Origin of the sequence: Actinoplanes philippinensis (genome assembly GCF_900113015.1) — a bacterium.
GTDB lineage: Bacteria > Actinomycetota > Actinomycetes > Mycobacteriales > Micromonosporaceae > Actinoplanes > Actinoplanes philippinensis.
This window is the reverse complement of the sequence record NZ_FONV01000010.1, coordinates 100862-116896: the sequence shown is the minus strand read 5'-3', so window position 1 is coordinate 116896 and position 16035 is coordinate 100862. Positions and strand designations below refer to the sequence as shown.

Genomic DNA, 16035 nt, shown 5'->3' with positions numbered 1-16035 from the left:
CGCGGACGAGGGCCAGGAGGGCATACCGGTTGACCACGGTCTGACGCGCCGATGGCACGATTGGTGTCCATGACCGGTGCCGATTCCCCCCTCGACCTGCTCACCCTCGCCGACGTCGAAGCCGCCCGCGACCTGCTCTCCGGTGTCGTCAAGGAGACGCCGCTGATCCCGTCCCGGCCGCTCACCGAGATCACCGGGGTTCCGGTCTGGCTCAAGTGCGAGAACCAGCAGCGCGCCGGGTCGTACAAGGTGCGGGGGGCGTACACCCGGATCTCCCGCCTGTCGGCCGCCGAGCGGGCCCGTGGCGTGGTCGCGGCGAGCGCCGGCAACCACGCGCAGGGGGTGGCGCTCGCGGCCGGTCTGCTCGGCGCGCGGTCCACCGTCTTCATGCCGGAGGGCGCTCCGCTGCCCAAGGTCTCCGCCACCAAGGGGTACGGCGCGGCCGTCGAGTACGCCGGGACCAGCGTCGACGACGCGCTGGAGGCGGCACACGACTTCGCGCGTACCACCGGAGCGGTTTTGATCCACCCCTTCGACCACCCGGACGTGATCGCCGGGCAGGGCACCGTCGCGCTGGAGATCCTGGACCAGTGCCCGGAGGCGACGACGATCGTGACCGCGGTCGGCGGTGGCGGGCTGATCTCCGGGCTGGCGGTCGCGGCCAAGGCGTTGCGGCCGGACATCCGGATCATCGGGGTGCAGGCGAGCGGCGCGGCGGCGTACCCTCCGTCGCTCGCGGCCGGCGCCCCCCGCAAGCTGGAGTCGTGCGCGACGATCGCCGACGGCATCGCCGTCCTGCGCCCCGGTGACCTGACGTTCGCGCACGTCGCGAAGCTCGTCGACGAGGTCGTCACGGTCAACGACGAGGACCTGTCGGCGGCGTTGCTGGTGCTGCTGGAACGGCACAAGACGGTGGTGGAGCCGGCCGGGGCGGCGGCCGCGGCGGCCCTGCTGACCGGCGCCTACGTGCCGACCGGCGGCCCGGTGGTGGCGATCCTGTCCGGCGGCAACATCGACCCGATGCTGCTGCTGCGGGTGATCGAGCACGGGCTGGCGTCGGCCGGCCGGTTCCTGCGACTCGCGGTGCGCTGCTCGGACCGGCCGGGGGAGCTGGCCCGGCTGCTGCGGGAGATCGCCGCGCAGCGGGCGAACATCGTCGACGTGAACCACTCGCGGCAGAGCCCGCGGCTCAGCTTCGGTGAGGTGGAGGTGGCACTGTCGGTGGAGACGCGCGGACCGGCCCACTCGTCGGCGCTGATCAAGGCGCTGCGTGACGCCGGTTACCGGGTCGCGCTGCTGGCCGACACGACGCCCTGAGATGGTGAACGAGCCCGCGGCAGGCTTGCCGCGGGCTCGTCACAGGCTCGCGGGGATCAGCCCTCGAAGGGGCCGAACTCGACCACGGTGACCTTGATGTCCGCGCCGCTCGGGGCGGCGTAGGTGACCGTCTGGCCGGGGCGGGAGCCGAGGATCGCCTGGCCCAGCGCCGACTCCGGGCTGTAGACCTTGAGTTTCGTGGTGGAGGAGATCTCCCGGGAACCGAGCAGGAAGGTCTCGGTGTCGCTCTGGTCGTCGTCGAAGTAGATCGTCACGACCGAGCCGGGGCCGACCGAGTCGGCAGCCTTGATCTCGCCGACCTCGGAGTTGCGCAGGAACTCCTTCAAGTACAGGATCCGGCCCTCCTGGCGGCTCTGCTCCTCACGGGCCGCGTGGTAGCCGCCGTTCTCCCGGAGGTCGCCTTCCTCACGCCGGGCGTTGATCTCCGCCGCTATCGCCGGCCGGTTGGCGATCAACTCGTCGAGCTCGGCCTGCAGCCGGTCGTGAGCGTCCTGGGAGAGCCAGGTCTTCGGCGCCTCGGAACTGGACACGGTCGATCTCCTTGCTGAACGGGGCATGGTTGAAACACGCCGCCTGAAAGGCGACATGCTGAACGCAGCGAATTACCAAGCTTACCAGCGGTATGCGTAGTGCCCGGAAGGTGAAGTGTTGTCGGACCTCGCCTCAGTCCGCGGCGCGGCAGCCCATCACGTCGCCGACCGAGGCCCTGCTCGTGGTCTTCACCGGCTGGCTCACCTCGACCGCCGCCCCGCCGCCCTCGGCGCCCGGCACGGTCACCGGCTGGCGGCCGACCTCGAAACCGTCGTAGTCACGGGCCCGCACCATGCACATCGCGGCGCCGCCCTCCGGCACGCGGACCCGGAACCGCACCACCATCTCGGTGTCCGACGGAATGTTCCAGCCGATGATGTCGGCGGTGTAGTCGGTCTGACCGAACTTGTCGTAGTAGGCATAGGTGAGACCGGCGAGCCCGACGCCGAACACCACGGTGGCCACGATCGGGAGCAGACGACGCCGCCCGCCCTCACGACGCCGGCCATACCGGCCGGGCGGGAACACCGGAGCTGTGGCGTGCGTCTCGCTCACCTGACGGCCTCTCGTGCGTTTGTTGTCGGGGGGATCGGCCAGAATGGCAGGGTTCCATCTTCGCAGCCGATCCCGGCCCGCTGACCGCAGGCCTGGTCGAGAGGATCTCAACAACCGTGGCCGAGCAATTGCGTCTCATGACCGTGCACGCGCACCCCGACGACGAGTCGAGCAAGGGCGCCGCCACCATGGCGAAATATGTCGCCGAGGGTGTCCAGGTGCTGGTGGCGACCTGTACCGGTGGGGAGCGGGGCAGTGTCCTCAACCCCAAGATGGATCGGCCCGAGGTGCTCGCCGACATCACGAACATCCGCCGTGCCGAGATGGACCGGGCACGCGAGATCCTCGGCGTCGAGCAGGCGTGGCTCGGGTTCGTCGACTCCGGGCTGCCCGAGGGCGACCCGCTGCCGCCGCTGCCGGAGGGCTGCTTCGGCCTGCAGGACCCGGAGGAGGCGGCCAAGCCGCTGATCAAGCTGATCCGCGAGTTCCGGCCGCACGTGATGACCACCTACGACGAGAACGGCGGCTATCCGCACCCCGACCACATCATGTGCCACAAGATCTCGGTCGTGGCGTTCGAGAAGGCGGGCGACCCCGAGCTCTACCCGGAGCTGGGCGAGCCGTGGCAGCCGTCGAAGCTGTACTACAACTCCGGCTGGACCCGGGCGCGGATGCTGGCGCTGCACGAGGGCATGCTGGCGGCGGGGCTGGAGTCGCCGTACACGGAGTGGCTGGAGAAGTGGGCCGACCGCGACGACCGTGGCGACAAGATCACCACCCGGGTCGAGTGCGGAGAGTACTTCGAGGTCCGTGACGACGCCCTGCGCGCCCACGCGACCCAGGTCGACCCGGACGGGTTCTGGTTCCACATCCCGCTGGAGATGCAGCAGAAGGTGTGGCCCACCGAGGACTTCGAGCTCGCCCGCTCGCTCGTGGACAGCCCGGTGCCGGAGTCCGACCTGTTCGCGGGCATCCGGGAGAAGGTCGACGCCCACTGAGCAGTACGCTGGCGGCGTGGACTTCGTCGTAGCGGTCAACAACTTCGGTGACACCCGATCGGGCGGCCTGGCCGGCCCGATGGGGCTGTTCCTCATCGTCCTCATGTGTGTGGCGACCGTTCTGTTGATCCGCAACATGAACAAGCGCATTCGTCGGCTTCCCGACAGTTTTCCTCTTGCGCCGGAGCAGGATCGTGTGTCAGAGATCGCCCGCGGCGGCGACACGGCAGAGCGTTCCGCGACCACCGGCCCGAGCGACGTCGAGACCGGTCGATCGGTGACGTCTGACCAGGTCGGAGAAGCCGAGGTGGGGGGCGTGCGCGGCGAGCCGGCCGCGCCCGCCCCACGCGACGGCGCGGAGCGTTCCTGATCATCGGGCCGGGCCGAGGCCGCGCGTCGTTTCGGCCGTCCCGCGACGAGTGTGTCCGTGTCGGCCCCGTCAAGCCCTGTTGCGTTCCACAGGATTGATTTAGCCTTCCGCCGGGGGCCGCACGGCCCCGGGACCCTGCGCGGAAGGGGGCGCCGACATGTCACTTGTCCGGCGCCGACTCTCCGTAATCGATCTGCACGTGCATCGTGCCGTGCGATCGCGGATGTCGTCGTGAAAGCCGTCCGCGAGTCCTGGACCAGCGCGACCGGCGCCATCGGCCGCCCCCGTCCGGTGCGGATCCTCACCGCCGTCGTCGTGGTCGCCGCGGCCGCCGCCGTCATCCTCGGCGCCCTGCAACCCGTGCCCTCCGCCGACGGGCGCCCGCTGTCCCCGGTCACCGGAGTCTGCGTGGCCGCCGTCCTGTCGGCCATCGCGCAGCTCGCCGGCCTCCGGTTCCGGCTCGGCCCCGACGCGGTCTCGGTCAGCTGGGCCGAGGCCGCCGTGGTGGTCGGTTTCGTGGTCGCCCCGGCCGGCTGGCTGCCCGCCGCCACCCTGGCCGGCGCCGGCGCCGCGTGGCTGCTGCTCGCCTGGCTGACCGGCCTGCGCAACGTCGCCGAGATAGTCCACCTGGTCGCCTCGATGACGCTCGGCGTGGCCGGCGCCGTCCTGGTCACCGCACTGCTGGCCGGTGACGTCCCGGTGCACAGCGCTCGTCTCCCGCTCGCCCTGGCGGCCGGCGCCGGCACGTACCTGCTCATCACGTTCGGCCTGGTCGTGCTCACCCTGATGCTGCACCGGGACGCCCACCCCGGCCAGATCGCGGCCCGCGTCCTCTACGCCAAGCTGCCGATGTCGGTCGGCAACGTCATCGTCGGGGTCCTCGCCGTCTACGCGCTGATCCGGGAGCCGCTCTGGCTGCTCGCCTTCGGCCCGGTCCTCTGGCTGCTGCACCGGACGTACCGCTTCCACCTGCGCGCCGCCGAGGAACGCCGGATGTGGGAGGCGTTCGCGACCGCCACCGCCCGGCTGCCCGGCGCCAGCGAGGCCGAGGTGGCCCGGGCCGCGCTGCGCGGCGCCCTCGACGTCTTCGGCGCCAGCCGCGCCGAACTCGAGGTGCACACCGGACAGGGCCGGCGGCGGTACGCGCAGGACGGCCCCGGTCTGGAAGGTGTCGCCGGCACCCGCTCCGGCGCGGCCGTCACCCGCACGATGGTCGTCGCCGGGCGTCCCCTGGGCGAGCTGACCGTCTGGCTCGGCGACGCCGGCCTGCCCGGCCCCCGGGACGAGGCGGCGATCGCGGCCTTCGGCGAGGCCCTGGCCGGCGCCCTGCACGATGCGGCCGCCCACCAGCGCATCACCGAGCTCGACGCACGCGCCACCCACGAGCGCCTGCACGACCCGCTGACCGGCCTGAGCAACCGGATCGCGCTGGCCGGCGAGGGCGACCCGCTGCTCCGCTCGCTGGACCGCGACCGCCAGGTGGCCCTGCTGCTGCTCGACATCGTCGGCTTCCGCCAGGTCAACAGCACGCTCGGGCACGGCGGCGGCGACGAGGTGCTCCGCCTGGCCGCCGGCCGGCTCACCGCGCTGGCCCGGCCCGGCGAGCTGGTGGCCCGGATCGGTGACGACGAGTTCGCACTGCTCCTGCCGGTGACGGCGCTCGCCGACTCGGCGTGGCAGCAGACCCGGCCCAGCCCGTTGCCGGACGCTCTGCGCCGCGCCCGGGAGCTGGTCGAGCAGCTGCGCCTGCCGGTCCAGGCGGCCGGGGTCCGGCTCTCCGTCGAGGTGACCGTCGGCGTGGCGGTGGCCGCCGCCGGTGAAGCGGAGGTCGCCGAGCTGCTGCGCCGCGCGTCGATCGCCGTGGACCGGGCCAAGGAGCTGGGCGTCACCGTCGGGACGTACGACAGCGGCCAGGACGCCAGCAGCACCGACCAGCTGGCCCTCCTCGCCGACCTGCAGGACGCGTTCGCCGCCGACGACCAGATCCTGCTGCACCTGCAGCCCGCCGTGGACCTGGTGACCGCTGCGCCGACCGGGGTGGAGGCGCTGGTCCGCTGGCGGCACCCCCGGCGTGGCCACCTGTCGCCGGCCGAGTTCCTGCCCGCTGTGGAACGCAGCGAACTGCTCATCCCCTTCACGCGACGGGTGCTCGACCTGGCGCTGGCCTCGGCCGCCGACTGGACGGCGGCGGGCGTCGACGTGCCCGTCTCGGTGAACGTGTCGGCGCGCAGCCTGACCGACCCGACCTTCCCGGCCCAGGTCACCGAGGCGTTGCGCCGGCACCGTACCCCCGCGTCCCGTCTGGTCCTGGAGATCACCGAATCGGTGGCGGTCAGCGAACAGGAGATCGTCGACGAGGTGCTGGCCCGGCTCCGGGCATCCGGCGTGCAGGTGTCCCTCGACGACTTCGGCACCGGCTTCTCCTCACTGGCCTCGGTCACCCGGATGCCGGTCGACGAGATCAAGATCGACCGCTCGTTCGTGGACGAGATGATCGACTCCGCGGCGGCCGGCGCGGTCGTCCGGGCCGCCGTCGAACTCGGCGTCCGCCTGGGCGTACGGGTCGTCGCCGAGGGCATCGAGACGATCGAGCAGCGGGCCGCCCTGATCGCGCTGGGCTGCCCGTCCGCGCAGGGCTACCACTTCTGCAAGCCGATGCCGGCCGACAAGATCGTGCAGGCCCTGACCCAGCTGGCCCGCTCCGCGCCCCCGAATGTCACGCAGCTCAGAGCGGACGGCACGGCATAGTCTGGGGGCATGGCCAACCGTCTCGCTGATGCCACTTCGCCCTACCTGCAGCAGCACCGCGACAACCCGGTGGACTGGTGGCAGTGGTCGGCGGAGGCGTTCGCGGAGGCACGGCGGCGGGACGTGCCCGTGCTGATCTCGGTGGGATATGCGGCGTGCCACTGGTGTCACGTGATGGCGCACGAGTCCTTCGAGGACGAGGCGATCGCGGCTCGGCTCAACGCGGGCTTCGTGTCGATCAAGGTGGACCGGGAGGAGCGGCCCGACGTCGACGCCGTCTACATGACCGCGACGCAGGCGATGACCGGGCAGGGCGGCTGGCCGATGACGGTCTTCGCCACGCCCGGCGGTCAGCCGTTCTTCTGCGGCACCTACTTCCCCAAGGACCAGTTCGCCCGGCTGATCTCCTCGGTCGAGGAGGCGTGGCGCGACCAGCGCGACGCGGTGATCCAGCAGGGGGCCGCGGTGGTCGAGGCGGTCGGCGGCGCCCAGCTCGTCGGTGGCCCGACGGCGCCGATCTCCGTGGAGCTGCTCGCGGCCTCGGCCTCCGGCCTGGCCAAGGAGCAGGATCAGATGTATGGCGGGTTCGGCGGCGCGCCCAAGTTCCCCCCGCACATGAACCTGTTGTTCCTGCTGCGTCACCACGAACGGACCGGGTCGGCCGAGGCGCTGGAGATCGTCCGGCACGCGTGTGAGCAGATGGGCCGGGGCGGCCTCTACGACCAGCTGGCCGGTGGGTTCTCCCGCTACTCGGTGGACGCCACGTGGACGGTGCCGCACTTCGAGAAGATGCTGTACGACAACGCGCTGCTGCTCCGGGCGTACACGCAGCTGTGGCGGATCACCGGTGACGTCCTCGCCCGCCGGATCGCCGACGAGACGGCCGCGTTCCTGCTTCGCGACCTCGGCACCCCGCAGGGTGGCCTGGCGTCGGCGCTGGACGCCGACACCGACGGGGTCGAGGGGCTGACCTACGCCTGGACGCCCGCCGAGCTGATCACGGCCCTCGGCGAGGAGGACGGGACGTGGGCGGCCGACCTGTTCCGGGTCACCACACGCGGCACGTTCGAGCACGGCCGGAGCGTGCTGGTGCTGGCCCGCGACATCGACGAGGCGGACCCGTCGCTGGTGGAGCGCTGGCGTTCCGTCCGGCGGCGGCTGCTCGCGGCCCGTGCCGGGCGTCCGCAGCCGGCCCGCGACGACAAGGTGGTCGCGTCCTGGAACGGCCTGGCGATCACCGCGCTGGCCGAGCATCCGGCGGCCGAGTCCCGGGCGGCGGCGATCCGGCTCGCCGCGGTGCTGGCCGAGCGGCACCTCGTCGACGGCCGGCTGCGGCGGGTCTCCCGGGACGGAGTGGCCGGCGAGCCGGCCGGGGTGCTGGAGGACTACGGCTGTGTGGCCGAGGCGTTCCTGGCCGTGCACCAGCTGACCGCGGAGCCCCGCTGGCTGGAGCTGGCCCGGCAGCTGCTCGACGTGGCGCTGGCCCGGTTCGGCAACGGGGAGGGCGGGTTCTACGACACCGCCGACGACGCGGAGAAGCTGCTCACCCGTCCGGCCGACCCGACCGACAACGCCACCCCGTCCGGCGCGTCGGCGATCTGCGCGGCCCTGGTCGCCTATGCGGCGCTGACCGGCGAGACGTCCTACCGGGAGGCGGCTGATGCGGCGCTGGCCACGCTCGGCCCGCTGATCGAGGGACATCCGCGTTTCGCCGGGTACGCCGCGACCGTCGCGGAAGCCGCGCTGACCGGGCCGTTCGAGATCGCGGTCGCCACCACCGACCCGGCGGACCCGCTGGTGGAGGCCGCTCTCCGGTATGCGCCGGGCGGCTCGGTGATCGTCGTCGGGACTCCGGACCAGACGGGCGTGCCCCTGCTGGCCGACCGCCCGCTGATCGAGGGGGCGGCCACCGCCTACGTGTGCCGCGGTTTCGTCTGCGATCGCCCGGTCACCACGTCCGACGACCTGCGCGCCCGTCTCAAGGGGTGATCTCAGTGCTCCATCGGCAGGTGGTCGTGCGGGTCCGACTGGAGCAGCCAGCTGAGTGGCTTCTCCGCCGTGACCTGGTATGAGCCGTTCGACAGCCGATACATCGTCACCGTGTTCGCGGTGTCGCGTGCCACCGTCCAGTACAGCGGGATGCCGGCGCCCGCATACTCGTTGACCTTGGTGAACCTGTCGGTGGCCTCGGAGCCGGGCGAGATGATCTCGATGATCAGGAGCAGGCCGTCGAGGTCCAGCCACACCGCATCACCCGGCTCATGCGACCACACGGTCAAGTCCGGAATGCGTCCGGCAGGACCGACGGCTCCCGGAATCCGGATGCCGGGAACCTGCAGGATCTGATCATCCGGCCAACCTGCCCTCAACAGCCATGACATCAGGCGAGTGGCGATCTTGGCGTGCTTTCCATCGGGGGGTGGGACCACGGACAGGACTCCTTGTGCACTTGTCTCGTATCGACGCCCGTGATCGTCGGCCTCGTTCATGGCGGCGAGGTCGTCGAGGGTGATGATGGTAGGCATCAGCCTGCCGATTGCCTCTGCGCTCATACCGCAATGCTAATGGCGAGCAACGGACGCCACCGTGCCGTGGACGGGTGAATTCCGGTGGGCGGCCGGGATGCCGGCGGTAGCGCCCGGAGGGCGGGGGCGGCGTGGTGCGGTGGTGGGAGGTGTGGCCGTACCACCGCGATTTGGGTGTTGATCTGCGGCGTCGCTAGGCTGGCGTGGCGATGGATACCCGAACCGGTCTGCCTGTAGTCGGCATGGTGGGGGGCGGGCAGCTGGCCCGTATGACCCACCAGGCCGCCATTTCTCTCGGCCAGTCACTGCGCGTGCTCAGTGAGAAGCCCGATGACAGTGCCGCGCTGGTCGCGGCCGACGTGCCGATCGGCACGCACACCGATCTCGCTGCTCTGCGTGAGTTCGCGAAGGGGTGCGACGCCGTCACCTTCGACCACGAGCATGTGCCGACCGAGCACATCGAGGCGCTCGAGGCCGAGGGGGTGAAGATCTTCCCGGGGTCGAAAGCGCTGGTCTTCGCCCAGGACAAGGGCATGATGCGGGAGCGGCTGGCGGCCCTGGGCGCGCCGGTGCCGCGCTGGGCGCGGGTGACGACCGGCGAGGAGATCGAGGCGTTCGCGGGCGGGTCCTGGCCCGTCGTCGCCAAGGCCACCCGAGGGGGGTACGACGGTCGCGGTGTCTGGATGGTCGGTTCCCGCGAGGCCGCCGACGATCTCGTGTCGACCGGCATCTCGCTGATCGTCGAGGAGAAGGTGCCGCTGCGGCGCGAGCTCGCCGCCCTGGTGGCGCGGTCGCCGTTCGGGCAGGTCGCGGCCTATCCGGTGGTGGAGACCGTGCAGCGGGACGGGATCTGTGTCGAGGTTGTCGCGCCCGCGCCGGGCCTGTCCGAGGAGCGCGCGCTGGAGGCCCAGCAGCTCGCCATCGACCTGGCCACCTCGCTCGGTGTGGTCGGCCTGCTGGCGGTCGAGCTGTTCGAGACCGACGCCGGCATCGTGGTCAACGAGCTGGCCATGCGCCCGCACAACTCCGGTCACTGGACCATCGAGGGCGCCCGGACGTCGCAGTTCGAGCAGCATCTACGGGCCGTCCTGGACTATCCGATGGGTTCCACCGCGCTGGCCGCGCCGGTCGTGGTGATGGCGAACGTGCTGGGGGGCGAGCCCGGCGGCATCTCCATCGACGAGCGGTTGCACCACCTGTTCGCCACCGATCCCGGCGCCCGGGTGCACCTCTACGGCAAGCAGATCCGTCCGGGCCGCAAGATCGGTCATGTGACGGTGCTCGGCGACGATCTGCACGAGGTGCGGGCGCGGGCGGTTCGCGCCGCGAAGTGGCTTCAGGAGGGTGTGTAGATGAATCCCGTCGTCGGCATCATCATGGGCAGCGACTCGGACTGGCCGACCATGGAGGCGGCCGCTGTCGCCCTGGCCGAGTTCGACATCCCGTTCGAGGTCGGTGTGGTCTCCGCCCACCGGACCGTGAAGAAGATGGTGGACTACGCCGAGTCGGCGGCCGACCGGGGCATCCGGGCGATCATCGCGGGCGCCGGCGGGGCCGCGCACCTGCCGGGCATGGTGGCCGCGCTGACCCCGCTGCCGGTGATCGGCGTGCCGGTGCCGCTCAAGCACCTGGACGGGATGGACTCGCTGCTCTCGATCGTGCAGATGCCGGCGGGCGTGCCGGTGGCCACCGTGTCGATCGGCGGGGCGCGCAACGCCGGTCTGCTCGCGGTCCGCATTCTCGGGGCGTCGCACCCGGAGATCCGCCAGCGGATGGTGGATTTCCAGGCCGGGCTCGAGAAGCTGGTCGCCGAGAAGGACGCGGCGCTGCGCGACCGGCTGATGGGCTAACGCATCTTCGACAGCACCTCGCGGAACTCCTGGGTGCGCCGGCGGTTCTCGCTCGACGCGCCCAGGAACAGCAGGACCACACCGACCGGGATCAGCATCAGCCACGGGCCGCCGACGGTGAAGGCGAACGCCAGCGCCGCGACCACCGTGGCGACGGTGCCGACCACCACCGGGGCCTGCTGACGGCTGCGCGAGCCGATGATCAGCGTCGCGACCGCTCCGAGCAGCAGCAGCACCGCCCGCAGGTCACCGCCGTTGCCGGCGATCATGATGCCGATCGTCGGCACGAACGCGGCGAGCAGCGCCGGGCCGTACGCCGCCCAGCTGCTCAGGTCGGGCCGGTGATGCGCCTCGACCACACCGACCGCCAGCGCCAGTGCGGCGAACGGCAGTGTGTACGCCTCCGGCAGGCCCACCTCGTTCAGCGAGATGAACAGCCACCAGCCGGCGATCTCGAACCCGACGGCCACCCAGAACAGCGTGCGCCGCTGAGCGGCCGTCCGGTCCGGCCGGGACGCGGTCAGGCCCAGCACCGCACCCCAGGCCGCGAGCAGCGCCGCCAGGTGAGCGGGGGAGTAGAGGGCCAGCACTCCGGCGACGGCCGCCGACGCGTACCCGCTCCACTCGACGGTGATCGCCTCCGCCCGGTACTGCGGGAGACCCAGCCGGGGCAGCGCCGCCTCCAGCGACAGCAGTCCCGCGCCGACCGCGAGCACCCCGAACGCCGCCCAGTGCCGTTCCAGGCCGAGCGAAATCGCCACCGCCATCACGAACATCTGGCCCATCACCGCGGCGAACAGCCAGCCCAGCAGCCGGGCCGACTGGTTGCGCCCGGCGAGTGCCGCGACCAGCCCGACACCGACCGCGCTGCCCAGCGTGAAGACGGTCAGCGACTCCAGCGCCAGGCTGCCGGCCAGCCCCGCGCCACCGGCCAGCAGGCCGATCACGAAGACGACCGCCCGGGTGATGCGCAGCAGCGGCGCCCGGTGGGCGAGCGGCGGCGGGGTGAGCGCCAGCCCCAGCATCGAGATGGTGAAGACCACCAGTGCCGCTCCGGTGGCGGCCGGGAACCCGGCGTCCAGGGCGATCGGGGTGATCAGCAGGGTCAGCGCAAGACCCGGCAGGATCACCGGGACCGCCTCGGACACCTTGCCGCCGAAACCGACGGCGGCGAGCGCCGCAGCGCCGGTGAGCAGGACCGCGGCGAGCGCGCTGGTGCCGTCCACCAGCCCGGCGGCCGGCTCGGTCAGCGCCGGGATCGGGCCCTCCCAGATCGCCCGCAACTGGCCCAGCGGGTCGACCAGGGCCGCCCGCAGAGCCGGGGCCAGCGAGAACAGCGCCAGAATCGTCGGCAGCAGCGCCAGCATCACGGCACCCGCGGCCGGGTCGGCGAGCCAGCGCTCACCCCAGCCGGACCGCCGGAGACGCAGGTAGCGGCTGGCGGCCGGGCTGTCGTCGAACGGCGCGATCCGCGGCACCGGCGACGGCGGTGGCGGGACCGCGCCGCGCAGCATCTCGGCGAGCACCCCCACCAGGGCGGCCGCAGCCGCGTAGAGCGCCGTCGGGTGGTCGGTCGGGATGCAGGCGACAGCGGTGACCGTGGCGCCCAGCACCACTCCGATGGTCGCCCACGGCAGATAGTGCGGCACGAACCGGCCGATCGCGGCCAGGATCGCCAGGCCCAGCGTGGACCCGGCCAGCGCGGCGGTCAGCACCACCTCGATGCCGTGCCCCTGATCGGCGGCGAGCGCGGCCAGGAAACCGGGCAGCGCCAGCAGCACCGACCCGGTGGCCGCGCCGCCGATCTGCGCCCGATGCTGCGGCAGCACCCGCTCCGGGGCCTCGTCCGGTGTCTCCTCCAGCTCGGCGGTGTCCTCGAACGAGGTCGGCGGGGCCTTCACCGGAATCCGGGCGGCGGCCGCCACCACCGTGCCGAGCAGCACGATCGCCAGCAGCGCCAGCGCGGTCGACCAGGGCCGGGCCAGGCCGGCCGAGGCGGCGTGCAGCAGCACCGCGGCGGCCACGCCGGCACGGGCCCGGGCCGAGTGCGCGTCGGCCGCGGCGACGGCGGCCAGCGCGAAGGCGACCGCCACCGCGGTGCCCACCAGCAGCGGAGACCACCAGGGCATGCCGAACGCGTACGGCGTGCCGATCGCGGCCAGTGCCGCGGCCAGCCCCGACGCGTACGGCGACCACGGTTTCGGCATCGCGATGGCCGCCGTGATCGCGATCGCCACCAGGGCGAACGGGGCCTGCCAGGCGCCCGCCTCCGGGGTGGCCGGATAGGCGGACAGATCGGCGGCCCACAGCGGGCCGGGCAGCGACAGCACCCGCAGCCCGCCGACCACCGCCTGCCAGCCGGCGATCGCGCCCACCACCAGGGCGGCCAGCCCCAGGCCACGGGCCGGGCCGGGCCGCCAGTCGTCCGGCAGCACGGTGACACCCATGCCGACCAGCAGCACCATCACGGCGGCCACGGCGAGAGGCGCGTCCGGGAAGGCGAGGGCCGCGACCCGGGCCAGGGCGCCGCAGATCGCCACGGTGGCGGCCGCGGCGGCGATGTCCGGGCCGTCCAGCAGCCGGTCCGTACGCCCCCGGTTGTCGATCGACTTGGCGAAGAAGAGCAGGGAGGCCGCGCCGAGCAGCAACGCCCCCACCCAGATGTCCGGCGCGGCAGCGCCCGGGGCGAAGAGCGCGGCCAGCGCCATCGCCATCGCACCCAGCCCGGTGCCGACCGTCATCGGCAGGCTGATCTCCCGCCGCGCCACCTGGAACACGGCGGCGTAGCTGAGCGTGGCGGCGACCGCGAGGAACCCGGCGGCCAGCGCCGGAACGGTCGAGCCGGCGGTCGGCGGCGGACCGCCACCCGGGTCGGAGACGGCGAGCGCGGCGGTCACCGCGGCGCCCGGGATCGCCAGCGCGGCGGCGCCGGACGCCCAGTCGCCGATCACCCAGGCGAACAGCCGCACCGGGATCTGCCGGGCCGCGATCGCGACCATCACTCCGGCCCCGGCCAGCGCGGTCAGCACGGCGGCGGTCAGCCAGGAGGCGCTCAGCGCGGCACACGCGCCGAACAGCCCGACCACGCCGGCCGCGGCCACGTGTGTCGCGGCGGTCCGCAGCGTGTTGGCCCACAGACCGGCGGCGCCCAGCCCGATCGACGCCAGCACCAGCGGCCACGGCGCCTCCGACCAGGGCAGACCCAGCGAGGCGGGCACAGCCAGGGCGGTCAGGGCGATGCCGATCACCGCGCCCTCGTGCCGGATCGTGGTGGGCAGCGCCAGCGCGGCGGCGATCGTCATGAGCAGCGCGCTGAAGGCCAGCAGCCAGCCGGACGGGCCGACCGCCTCGGCGAGCCGCTGAGCGTACGCCGCGGTGTCCGCGTCCCAGATCGGGCGGGCCGCGGCGACCGGGGCGATCGCCGCGCGCAGCACGTCCACCCCGACGACCAGGCCGAGCAGCAGCAGCGCGCCGGTCGACGCGTACTGCGGGCCCCGGCGCATCGTCTCCGGCAGCATGCCGATGACCGCGCCGGCCACCGCGACCGTCGCGGCGGCGGCCACCACGCTCCAGTTCGGCGCCACCACCCCGGCGATCCGGGCCATCGCGCCGATCACCGCGAGGGTGAGCACGGCGCCCGCCACGTTGATCGCGGTCGGCTGCTTGAGCAGGCGTGCCGCCGCGACCGCGGTGAGCGCGGCGGCGATCAGGATCACGCCGGACCGCAGCGCGTCGCCCAGCACCTGGGCCTGCAGCAGCGCCACCGACGAGTAGAGCAGCGCGCCCGCGGACGCGATGCAGAGCAGCGCGAACGTCAGCTCCCGCAGCCAGTCGGCGGACGGCGGGACGGCCGGCGGGGCCAGCGGCATCGAACCGGCGGGCGGCGCCCCCTCCGGCCGCGGCCCGGGAAAGATCCGGGTCGGCAGCCAGCGGCGACGCGGCCGGTTGAAGCCGGGGATGATCAGGTCCGGCTCCTCCTGGCGGGACTCCGGGCGCGGCGGGGCGTCCGCGGCGTACGACGAGGGGTCCGCCGGGTCGGGACCGCGGTCGGTGTCCGCGTCGGCGAGCGACTCGCGGTCGGCGGCCACCGGCCGCCCCAGCGGCCAGCGCGGCACGAGCCGCCCGGCCCGGATCACCCGGGTGAGGAGCAGGAGGTCGAGGAGGGCCACGGCGGTCAGCGCGAGGCCCCAGCCGGCCGGGCTTTGGATCATGGGGTACGCCAGGAGCGGCGCGACCGGCTGCGTGGCGATGACCGTCGCGTACCGCGGCGCGGCGAGTCGCGTGGCCCCGGCGTAGACGAACGCGGCCACCGCGGTGATCGCGAAGGTGATGCCGAGGTAGAGCGCGGTCGGCACGTCCTTGCCGGTCAGCGGGCTGCCGTGCAACGCATACAGCGTCATCGGGAGCAGGATCAGGCCGATCGCGGCGATCGCCTCACCGGTGGAGGTGAGGCCGCGCTTGGCCACGCCGGGCGCCACCGACAGCGCGATCCCGGTGGCCAGCGCCAGGATCAGCGCCCGGGTGAACTGCGAGTCCGCCACCGAGGCGAAGACGACGGCCGCCACCCCGAGCAGCAGCGCGCCCAGGACCAGCAGGATGTTCTGCACCGACTGGGTGGACGCCTCCGGCGGATGCTCCATGGTGGCCAGCGGCGGGCGGCGCGGCGGCGGTTTCGGGCGCTCGACCCGCTCGGTGGGCGGCGGGTCGTCGACCAGCACGGCCACGCCGTCGGTGGCGACCCCGGGCGGCCCGGTGTGTGTGGTGCCGGGCTCGGCCCAGTCCGGCGGCGGTGGCTGCCGGCGTGGCGGCCGCGACTCGCCGGCCGGCTGGCTCGGCGCCTGCTCGCCGGGCTGCGGCGGTGGTGGATAGTCGTCGACCGGCTTACGGCGCGGCGCCGTACGCCGCGTCTTCGCCCCTTTGGACCGCTGCTGCTTCTGGGCGTGCGCGAGGATGTCGCGCTGGAACAACGCGGCCTGGAGCTTGCTCGCGATCTTCGTCCGCTCGGCGGCGGCCTGCATGTCGCGAATCTTCAGGTCGGATATGGAGGCGTCGATGCGAGCCAGTTGTTCGTCAACGTGATCGGGCTCGTCAGCCTGCGCCACAGGACCTCCTCGACCGTC

General features: G+C 73.0%; 11 protein-coding genes. 7 read left to right on the top strand and 4 right to left on the bottom strand.

Going from position 1 to position 16035, the window contains the following annotated elements; all coding sequences use genetic code 11:
• Positions 1 to 69: 69 nt before the first annotated feature.
• Positions 70 to 1317 (top strand): threonine ammonia-lyase, encoded by a 1248-nt coding sequence (gene ilvA / locus BM290_RS26405; protein WP_093618598.1) that lies wholly within the window; start codon positions 70 to 72, stop codon positions 1315 to 1317.
• Positions 1318 to 1373: 56 nt separating this feature from the next.
• Here ilvA and greA read toward each other — a convergent pair whose 3' ends face one another.
• Together greA and BM290_RS26395 are read right to left on the bottom strand one after the other, a co-directional pair.
• A complete protein-coding gene (gene greA / locus BM290_RS26400; protein WP_177319915.1) occupies positions 1374 to 1895 on the bottom strand; it encodes a transcription elongation factor GreA in 522 nt (173 codons plus the stop codon).
• 106 nt (positions 1896 to 2001) lie between these two features.
• A complete protein-coding gene (locus BM290_RS26395) occupies positions 2002 to 2424 on the bottom strand; it encodes a DUF4307 domain-containing protein (protein WP_093618596.1) in 423 nt (140 codons plus the stop codon).
• 116 nt (positions 2425 to 2540) lie between these two features.
• On the opposite strand from BM290_RS26395, the gene mca reads away from it, so the two are divergent.
• From mca to BM290_RS26375, 4 genes are all read left to right on the top strand, one after another.
• Entirely contained in the window at positions 2541 to 3422 is an 882-nt protein-coding gene (gene mca / locus BM290_RS26390; RefSeq protein ID WP_093618595.1) for a mycothiol conjugate amidase Mca, read from the top strand.
• A gap of 79 nt (positions 3423 to 3501) precedes the next feature.
• Positions 3502 to 3792 carry a hypothetical protein gene (locus tag BM290_RS26385; protein WP_239143730.1) on the top strand — a complete coding sequence of 97 codons (291 nt, stop codon included), beginning with the start codon at positions 3502 to 3504 and terminating at the stop codon, positions 3790 to 3792.
• Between the two features lie 231 nt (positions 3793 to 4023).
• On the top strand, positions 4024 to 6540 hold the full coding sequence (locus tag BM290_RS26380) for a putative bifunctional diguanylate cyclase/phosphodiesterase (protein WP_093618593.1): 2517 nt from the start codon (positions 4024 to 4026) through the stop codon (positions 6538 to 6540).
• 9 nt (positions 6541 to 6549) lie between these two features.
• Complete coding sequence (locus BM290_RS26375; RefSeq protein WP_093618592.1) at positions 6550 to 8529, top strand: thioredoxin domain-containing protein; 1980 nt, start codon at positions 6550 to 6552, stop codon at positions 8527 to 8529.
• 2 nt (positions 8530 to 8531) lie between these two features.
• Here BM290_RS26375 and BM290_RS26370 read toward each other — a convergent pair whose 3' ends face one another.
• The gene (locus BM290_RS26370) at positions 8532 to 9029 is read right to left on the bottom strand and encodes a Uma2 family endonuclease (protein WP_239143723.1); all 498 of its coding nucleotides are present in this window, start codon (positions 9027 to 9029) and stop codon (positions 8532 to 8534) included.
• A gap of 245 nt (positions 9030 to 9274) precedes the next feature.
• Between BM290_RS26370 and BM290_RS26365 the strand changes: the two genes are divergently transcribed.
• Both BM290_RS26365 and purE read left to right on the top strand, forming a co-directional pair.
• A complete protein-coding gene (locus tag BM290_RS26365) occupies positions 9275 to 10417 on the top strand; it encodes a 5-(carboxyamino)imidazole ribonucleotide synthase (protein WP_093618590.1) in 1143 nt (380 codons plus the stop codon).
• The gene (gene purE, locus BM290_RS26360; RefSeq protein WP_093618589.1) at positions 10418 to 10915 is read left to right on the top strand and encodes a 5-(carboxyamino)imidazole ribonucleotide mutase; all 498 of its coding nucleotides are present in this window, start codon (positions 10418 to 10420) and stop codon (positions 10913 to 10915) included.
• On the opposite strand, the gene BM290_RS26355 is transcribed toward purE, so the two are convergent.
• Positions 10912 to 16017 carry an SCO7613 C-terminal domain-containing membrane protein gene (locus BM290_RS26355; protein WP_093618588.1) on the bottom strand — a complete coding sequence of 1702 codons (5106 nt, stop codon included), beginning with the start codon at positions 16015 to 16017 and terminating at the stop codon, positions 10912 to 10914. The genes purE and BM290_RS26355 overlap by 4 nt on opposite strands.
• Positions 16018 to 16035 lie beyond the last annotated feature (18 nt).